Origin of the sequence: Kitasatospora putterlickiae (genome assembly GCF_039527695.1) — a bacterium.
GTDB classification, from domain to species: Bacteria; Actinomycetota; Actinomycetes; order Streptomycetales; family Streptomycetaceae; genus Kitasatospora; species Kitasatospora putterlickiae.
Map to the genome: position 1 here is coordinate 1 of NZ_BAAAKJ010000341.1, position 7,262 is coordinate 7,262.

Consider the following 7,262-nt stretch of genomic DNA (forward strand, 5'->3'; position numbering starts at 1 on the left):
GCCGGGTTCGCCGGGGCCGGGCCGGCCGACGGCGGGCGGGGTGGTGGCGCTGGTCATCGGGGTGCTCCCGGGGAGGTCGGGCGGGCGGTGGCGTCGGCCGCGGTGATGTCGTCGGCCATGGCGAGCTGGAGTACGGCCTCCTCGGTGGCGTCGGCGCGGTCGAGTTCGCCGGTGACCCGCCCGTTCTGCAGGACCACGATCCGGTCGGCCAGGCCCAGGAGCTCGGGCAGTTCGGAGGAGATCACCAGCAGGGCGACGCCCTCCTCGGCCAGGTCGGCGATGATCCGGTGGATCTCGGCCTTGGCGCCGACGTCGATGCCGCGGGTCGGCTCGTCGAGGATCAGCAGCCCGGGCCGGCGGGCCAGCCAGCGGGCGAGCACCACCTTCTGCTGGTTGCCGCCGGAGAGCTTGCGGACCTCGTGCTCGATCGACGGGGCGCGCACCCGCAGCCGGTCCGTGTACTCGCGGGCCAGTTCGCGTTCGGCCGCGCGTCTGACGAAGCGTCCGCGGCGCAGCCGGTCCAGGACGGCGATCGAGGTGTTGTCGCGGATCGACCGGTGCAGGAAGAGCGCCTGGGCCTTGCGCTCCTCGGGGGCGAGGCCGAGGCCGGCGCGGATCACCCGGCCGGGGCTGCCGGTGGGCAGCGGCCGTCCGTCCAGGGTGACGGTGCCGGAGCGGACGGGCAGGTCCCCGGCGAGCGCGAGGGCGAGTTCCGAGCGTCCGGCGCCGATCAGTCCGGCCAGGCCGACGACCTCGCCGGCCCTGACGGTCAGGTCGACGTCGCGCACGTGGTCGGTGGTGAGGCCGCGGGCCCGCAGCACCACGCGGTCGGTGGCGACGCCGCCACGGACGAACATCGCCGACAGGTCGCGGCCGACCATCTGCCGCACCAGCTCGTCCTCGGTGGTGTCGCGCGCGTCCTGGACGCCGGCCAGCGCGCCGTCGCGCAGCACGGCGATCCGGTCGGCCAGCCGGAAGATCTCCCGCATGCGGTGGGAGACGTAGACGACCGCGATGCCCTGGTCGCGCAGCCGGCCGATGAGCGCGAAGAGGGTGTCGGCCTCGTGCTCGGACAGCGAGGAGGTGGGCTCGTCGAAGGCGATCAGCTTGGCCTCGCCGGTCAGCGCCCGCATGATCTCGACGAGTTGGCGCTGGGCGGCGGTGAGCCGGGAGCCGGGGAGGTCGGGGTCGAGGACGCCGGTGAAGCCGAGCCGTTCCAGGTCGGCGGTGGTCCGGCGGCGCAGCTCGGCGCGGTCCAGCCGGCGGCCTCGGCCGGTGGGCAGGGCGCCGGCGTGGACGTTCTCGGCGACCGAGACGTGCGGGACGATCTCGGGTTCCTGCGGGACGATCCGGATGCCGAGGGCGCGGGCCTGGGCCGGGGAGCGCAGCTCGACGGGGCGGCCGTCGAGCAGGACGTGGCCCCCGGTGGGCCGGTGGTCGCCGGTGAGGATCTTGAGCAGGGTGGACTTGCCGGCGCCGTTCTCGCCCATCAGGGCGGTGACCGCGCCCCGGGGGAAGTCGAGGGTGACCTCGCTCAGGGCCCGCACGGCGCCGAAGGTCTTGGTGACGGCCACGACGCCGCTGCCGCCCGGCGGCGGGCCGGGCGGCCGGGCGCCGGCCGGCTCCGTGGCGGCCCGGTCAGCCACAGGTGACCCCCGCGCCCTGCCAGGTGGCCGCGTCGACCATGGTGGCGCGCGCGAACAGCTCGGCCGGGAGGTCCTTGCCGTTCTTGAGCTTGTCGTACATCGTCTGGACGGCGAGCGCGCCGACCTCCTTGCCGTTGATGAACAGCGCGGCCTTCATCCCGGTCGGCTTGCCGGAGCCCCAGTCCTTGCAGGCGAGGTAGGCGCCGAGGCCGACGCCGATCACGTCGTCCGCGCCGACGCCCGCGTTCCGCAGGGCGGTGACGCCGCCGTGCACGTTCTCGTCGTTGCAGCCCCACACCACCCAGTGCTTGACGCCCGCGTTGGCGGTGACGGTCGCGGCGACCTTGTCCTGCGCGCCGGTGGGGGTGTTGTCGGTGGCGACGTCGATGGTCCGGACCCCGGGGACGGCGGCGTCGAAGGCCTCCTTGGCCGCCTTGACGCGGTCCCCGCAGACGGTGACGTCCTGCTTCCAGGCCGACAGGACCCGGGTGTCGGCCGCCGTCCAGCCGGCCTTGGTGTACTCCTCGGCGGCGCGCCGGCCGACCTCGGCTCCCATCTGGGCGCCGCTGAAGCCGATCCGGGGCACCAGGTCGGCCTTGGCGCAGGCGGCCGGGTCGGGGCCGGTGGCGCAGACCTGGTCGTCGGAGGTGAGCAGGGTGATCCCGGCGTCCTGGACGGTCCGCACGACCTGCGGTCCGACGGCCGGGTCGGGGACGACGATGATCACGCCGTTGGTCTTCCGGGCGACGGCCGCCTGGACCTCGCTGACCGTCTTGTTGGCGTCGTTTCCGAGGTTCACCACCTTGAGGTCGACGCCGAGTTCGGCGGCCTTGGCCTTCGCCCCGGCGGCCTCGCCGATGAAGTACTCCTGGTCCCCCTGCTTCTGCAGATAGGTGATCGAGATCTTCCCGCTGACGGGCGCCGCCGAGCTCGCGCCGGTGGTCGTCTCCTGCCCGTCGGAGCAGGCGGCGGTCAGGCCGAGGGCCAGCAGGAGGGAGCCTGCCGCAGCGCGGCGGCTGGTGCTTCCGGTCATGGCGGGGACCACTCCTCATCAGCAGAACCAAACAGATTTCAACGCGATGTGAAATATCACACCCGTAGCTGATGGGGCGTCAAGACCCTTGATGCCAAGACGCCCTCTTGAGTGCCGACTCCCGCCATGGCTATGCTGCGTTGCTTTCTGTTTGAAAAGAAGACAGAAAGCACCATTGCGGCTCCCCTTCACCAGTGAACCTCATGCGCCCCCACTCGCGCCCCCTGGAGCGCCCATGCGCAGAACCGCACCCCGATTCGTGTCCCGCACCCTGCTGGCGCTGGCCCTCGCCGCGTCCGGCCTCGGCACGCTCGCCCTCGGCCCCTCGGCCGCGCCCGCCACCGCCGCGCCCACCACCGGGACCGTCGAGAACGGACAGGCCCTCACCCCGCCCATGGGCTGGAACTCCTGGAACATCTTCGGCACCGCCGTCACCCAGGAGCAGGTCCTCCAGACCATCGACTTCATGGCCGCCCGCGGCCTGGTCGCGGCCGGCTACGACACCGTCACCGTCGACGACGGGTGGTCGCTGGGCCACCGCGACGGCCAGAGCGCCGACTTCGCCAAGACCGCCGAAGGCGCGATGCAGCTCTACGACCCCAACGGCAACCCGGTCAGCGGCACCGACGGCACCGGCCGCGACATCACCAGCGGCCACCTGGTGCCCGACCCTTCCCGCTTCCCCTCGCACACCGTCGACGGCCGCACCCTCAACGGCATCGAGTACCTCGCCTGGTACGCGCACAGCAAGGGCATGCGGTTCGGCCTCTACGCCACCACCACCTACACCACCTGCCAGGGCCGCCCCGGCAGCCTGGGCCACGAGAGCACCGACGCCGCCGACTTCGTGGCCTGGGGCGTCGACTACGTGAAGTACGACGACTGCCCGTACGGACCGCAGATCGTCGGACCGGACGGCCACAACTACTACACCCAGGGCATCGGCCGGGAGCTCACCCGCTCGCTCTACGCCCGTGCCCAGGACTTCCGCCGGGCGCTGGACGCGGCCACCGACGCGCGGAACCGGCCCCGGGTCACCCTGAGCGTCTCCGCCCAGCCGGTGCACACCGGAGTGCCGTACCTGCTGGCGGCCGACGACCCGGCCCGCACCGACCCCGTGGTGATCGCCGCCGGCACCCCCGCACGCGAGGCGCCCGGCTACGCGCCCACCGGGAAGTGGTGCGGGCAGGTCGCCAACCTGTGCCGGATCGGCGGCGACCGGGGCCCCGACCTGGACGGCGTGCTCTACAACGGCCAGCTGCGCACCGCGCTGGAGTACCCCGGCAACGTCCGGCCGGGCAGCTGGAACGACCTCGACATGATGTTCGCGGGCTGGCTGTCCCCCTACGGCGTCTACGGCACCACCGACACCTGTCTCTGCCACAAGCCGATGACCGACGACGAGGCGCGCAGCGAGATGTCCATCCTCGCGATGCTGGCCGCCCCGCTCATCGCGGGAGCCGACCTGCGCACCGCGGCCGACTCCCGCCACAACGACCACGGCGTCAGCTGGACCACCGGCATCAGCGACTCCGCGCTGGCGGTCTACAAGAACACCGACGTCATCGCGCTGGACCAGGACCGCCTGGCCAAACCCGCCACCCTGGTCGGCGCCCCGCCCGACAACCCCACCGCCCCGGTCGTGCTCAAGCGCCAACTGGCCGACGGCGACACCGCCGTGCTGCTGGTCAACCAGGACCCGTCCGACTGGCGGTACGTCAGCAAGACGCTCGCCGAGCTCGGGCTGGGCGGCCCGGGCTACACGGTCAAGGACCTCTGGAGCGGCGCCACCGGCACCTTCACCAACGCCGTCGGCTCCTGGGTGCCGGCGCACGGCGTCGCGCTGTACCGCCTCAAGCCGCTGCCCGTCACCGTCCCGGCCGCGGTCGTCGGCGACGGCCGCTACCACGGCATCAGCGCGGGCGGCACCGGCGGCCAGGCCCTGGAGGTGCGGGGCATGTGCGCCGCGCCCGACGGCTCGACCACCGACATCAACACCTGGTGGGACTGGCACACCTCGGAGCAGTGGACGTTCACGCCGAACCCCGACGGCACCGTGCGCATCACCGACAACTGCAACACGCCCACCCAGGTGCACGGCACCCTGACCGGTGGCAACGGGACCGGCTCGGCCGCCTGGGTGCTCAACCGCTGGGACCCCGCCAGCCCGCACCAGAAGTGGCGGGTCGTGCAGAACACCACCACCGGGGCGCTGACCATCACCAACGTCGCCACCGGGCTGGCCCTGGAGGCCCCGCAGAGCGCGCCGACCTCCGCCGTCGTGCTCAACCCGCCGAACCCGGCCGCCCCGGGCCAGGCCTGGACGCTGCTCAACTGACCGGCCGCGCCCCGTCCCCCCTTCCGACCTCGGGCCGACTCCCCCGGCCCGCCCTCCCTTTCCGGTTCCCTCACCTGGAGGATTCTTGCCCACCCCCGATCTCCGACCACGCCGCCGCTTCGCGGCCGCACTGACCGCGCTCGCCCTGACGGCCGGGGGCGGCGCCCTCACCATCGGGCTCCAACTCGCCACCGCACCACCGGCCGCGGCCCTCGACAACGGCCTCAACCTGACGCCGCAGATGGGCTTCAACAACTGGAACTCCACCTACTGCGGGGACCAGTTCAACGAGGCGATGATCAAGGGCATCGCCGACGTCTTCGTCGAGAAGGGCCTCAAGGCCGCCGGCTACCAGTACATCAACCTCGACGACTGCTGGGCGCTGCCCGAGCGCGACGGGGCCGGCAACCTGGTGCCCGACCCGGTCCGTTTCCCGCACGGCATCAAGGCGCTCGCCGACTACGTGCACGGCAAGGGGCTGAAGTTCGGCATCTACTCCAGCGCCGGCGACCACACCTGTGACGTCAAGGGCTTCCCCGGCGGCCTCGGCCACGAGCAGCAGGACGCGGACCTCTGGGCGTCCTGGGGCGTCGACTACCTCAAGTACGACAACTGCAACAACAAGGGCGTCGACGCGCAGACCCGGTACCGGGCCATGGGCGAGGCGCTGAAGCGCACCGGCCGGCCGATCCTCTACAGCATCTGCGAGTGGGGCAGCACCGGGCCGTGGAACTGGGCGCAGCCGGTGGGCAACTCGTGGCGCACCACCGGTGACATCAGCGACAACTGGCAGAGCATGATCTCCATCGCGCAGACCAACCAGGGCCTGGCCAACTACGCCAAGCCCGGCGCCTTCAACGACCCGGACATGCTGGAGGTCGGCAACGGCGGCATGACCGGCACCGAGTACCGCACCCACTTCAGCCTCTGGGCGCAGATGGCCGCCCCGCTGATGATCGGCAGCGACCTGCGCGGCGCCGAGCCGGAGACCCTGGAGATCCTCACCAACAAGGACGTCATCGCGGTGGACCAGGACCCGCTCGGGCGGCAGGGTTCGGTGGTCACCCGGGAGAACGGGCTCGTGGTGATGAGCAAGCCGCTGGCGGACGGCAGCCGTTCGGTGACCCTCACCAACGAGGGCTCCTACGACGCCACCATCAGCACCACCGCGTCGGCCGTCGGCATCGGGGGCGCCGCCTCCTACACGGTCAAGGACCTGTGGTCCAAGCAGAGCACCAGCAGCACCGGGGCGATCAGCGCGGTCGTGCCCGGGCACGGCACGGCGATGTTCCGGGTCACCCCGAGCTCGCCGGTCGCCCCGCCCACCGGGGTGACCCGGCTGAGCGATCTCCCGTTCACCTCCGCCGCCAACTTCTGGGGCCCGGTGGAGCGCGACCGCAGCAACGGCGACCACGCGGCGGGCGACGGGCCGACCATCACCGTGCGCGGCGTGCCGTACAACTACGGCCTGGGGGTGCACGCCCCCAGCGACATCGGCTTCCACCTGGGCGGCGCCTGCCGCAACCTGGTCACCGACGTGGGCATCGACGACGACGCGTACGGCAACGGCTCGGTGGTCTTCCAGGTCTACAAGGACGGGGTGAAGGCCGCCGACAGCGGTCCGGTGACCGGCCAGGACCCGGCGAAGCGGCTCACCGCCGACCTCTCCGGGGCCCAGGAGCTGCGGCTGGTGGTCACCGACGGCGGCGACGGCACGAGTTGGGACCACGCCGACTGGGCGAACGTCCGGATCGCCTGCGGCGACGGCCCGGCCGCCGGGACGTACCAGCTCTCCGACGTCGCCTGGTCCGCCGCGGGCAACAGCTGGGGCCCGGTCGAGCGGGACATGAGCAACGGCGGCAACCAGGCCCGGGACGGCTCCACGATCACCATCGGGAGCGCCACCTACCAGAAGGGCCTGGGCGTCAACGCGTTCAGCGAGATCGTCTACTACCTCGGCGGCTCCTGCTCCGCGCTGAGCACCGACGTCGGGGTGGACGCCGAGGCGCAGGGCCGGGGTTCGGTCTCCTTCCAGATCTTCGCCGACGACACCAAGGTCGCCGACAGCGGGCGGATGACCGCCGCCTCCGGGGTGAAGCAGCTCACCGCGGCACTCGACGGGGCCACCGAGCTGCGGCTCGTGGTGACCGACGGCGGCGACGGCACCAACAGCGACCACGCCGACTGGGCGGCGCCGGTCCTCACCTGCTGATCGGGTCGGGCGCGGTGCCGAAAGCCATTCGGC

Annotated in this window: 3 protein-coding genes and 2 pseudogenes; 3 read left to right on the forward strand and 2 right to left on the reverse strand. The window is 72.5% G+C overall.

The features are described from left to right. Positions 1-53 precede the first annotated feature (53 nt). Together ABD308_RS31770 and ABD308_RS31775 are read right to left on the reverse strand one after the other, a co-directional pair. A complete protein-coding gene (locus tag ABD308_RS31770) occupies positions 54-1,646 on the reverse strand; it encodes a sugar ABC transporter ATP-binding protein (RefSeq protein WP_344342773.1) in 1,593 nt (530 codons plus the stop codon). Next, positions 1,639-2,679: a substrate-binding domain-containing protein gene (locus tag ABD308_RS31775; RefSeq protein ID WP_344342775.1), complete on the reverse strand. Its 1,041-nt coding sequence runs from the start codon at positions 2,677-2,679 to the stop codon at positions 1,639-1,641. Before ABD308_RS31775 ends, ABD308_RS31770 begins: the two co-directional genes overlap by 8 nt. A gap of 235 nt (positions 2,680-2,914) precedes the next feature. Here ABD308_RS31775 and ABD308_RS31780 point away from each other — a divergent pair, with 235 nt between their 5' ends. From ABD308_RS31780 to ABD308_RS39805, 3 genes and pseudogenes are all read left to right on the forward strand, one after another. Then, the gene (locus ABD308_RS31780; protein WP_344342777.1) at positions 2,915-5,017 is read left to right on the forward strand and encodes an RICIN domain-containing protein; all 2,103 of its coding nucleotides are present in this window, start codon (positions 2,915-2,917) and stop codon (positions 5,015-5,017) included. 85 nt (positions 5,018-5,102) lie between these two features. After that, positions 5,103-6,776: pseudogene (locus tag ABD308_RS31785) on the forward strand (NPCBM/NEW2 domain-containing protein); the annotation flags it as partial. Between the two features lie 36 nt (positions 6,777-6,812). Then, positions 6,813-7,229 (forward strand): annotated as a pseudogene (locus ABD308_RS39805) (NPCBM/NEW2 domain-containing protein); the annotation flags it as partial. Positions 7,230-7,262 lie beyond the last annotated feature (33 nt).

Coding starts and splice junctions, on each gene's coding strand:
- ABD308_RS31775 (WP_344342775.1), bottom strand. CDS start 2,679: ATGACCGGAAGCACCAGCCGCCGCGCTGCGGCAGGCTCCCTCCTGCTG.
- ABD308_RS31780 (WP_344342777.1), top strand. CDS start 2,915: ATGCGCAGAACCGCACCCCGATTCGTGTCCCGCACCCTGCTGGCGCTG.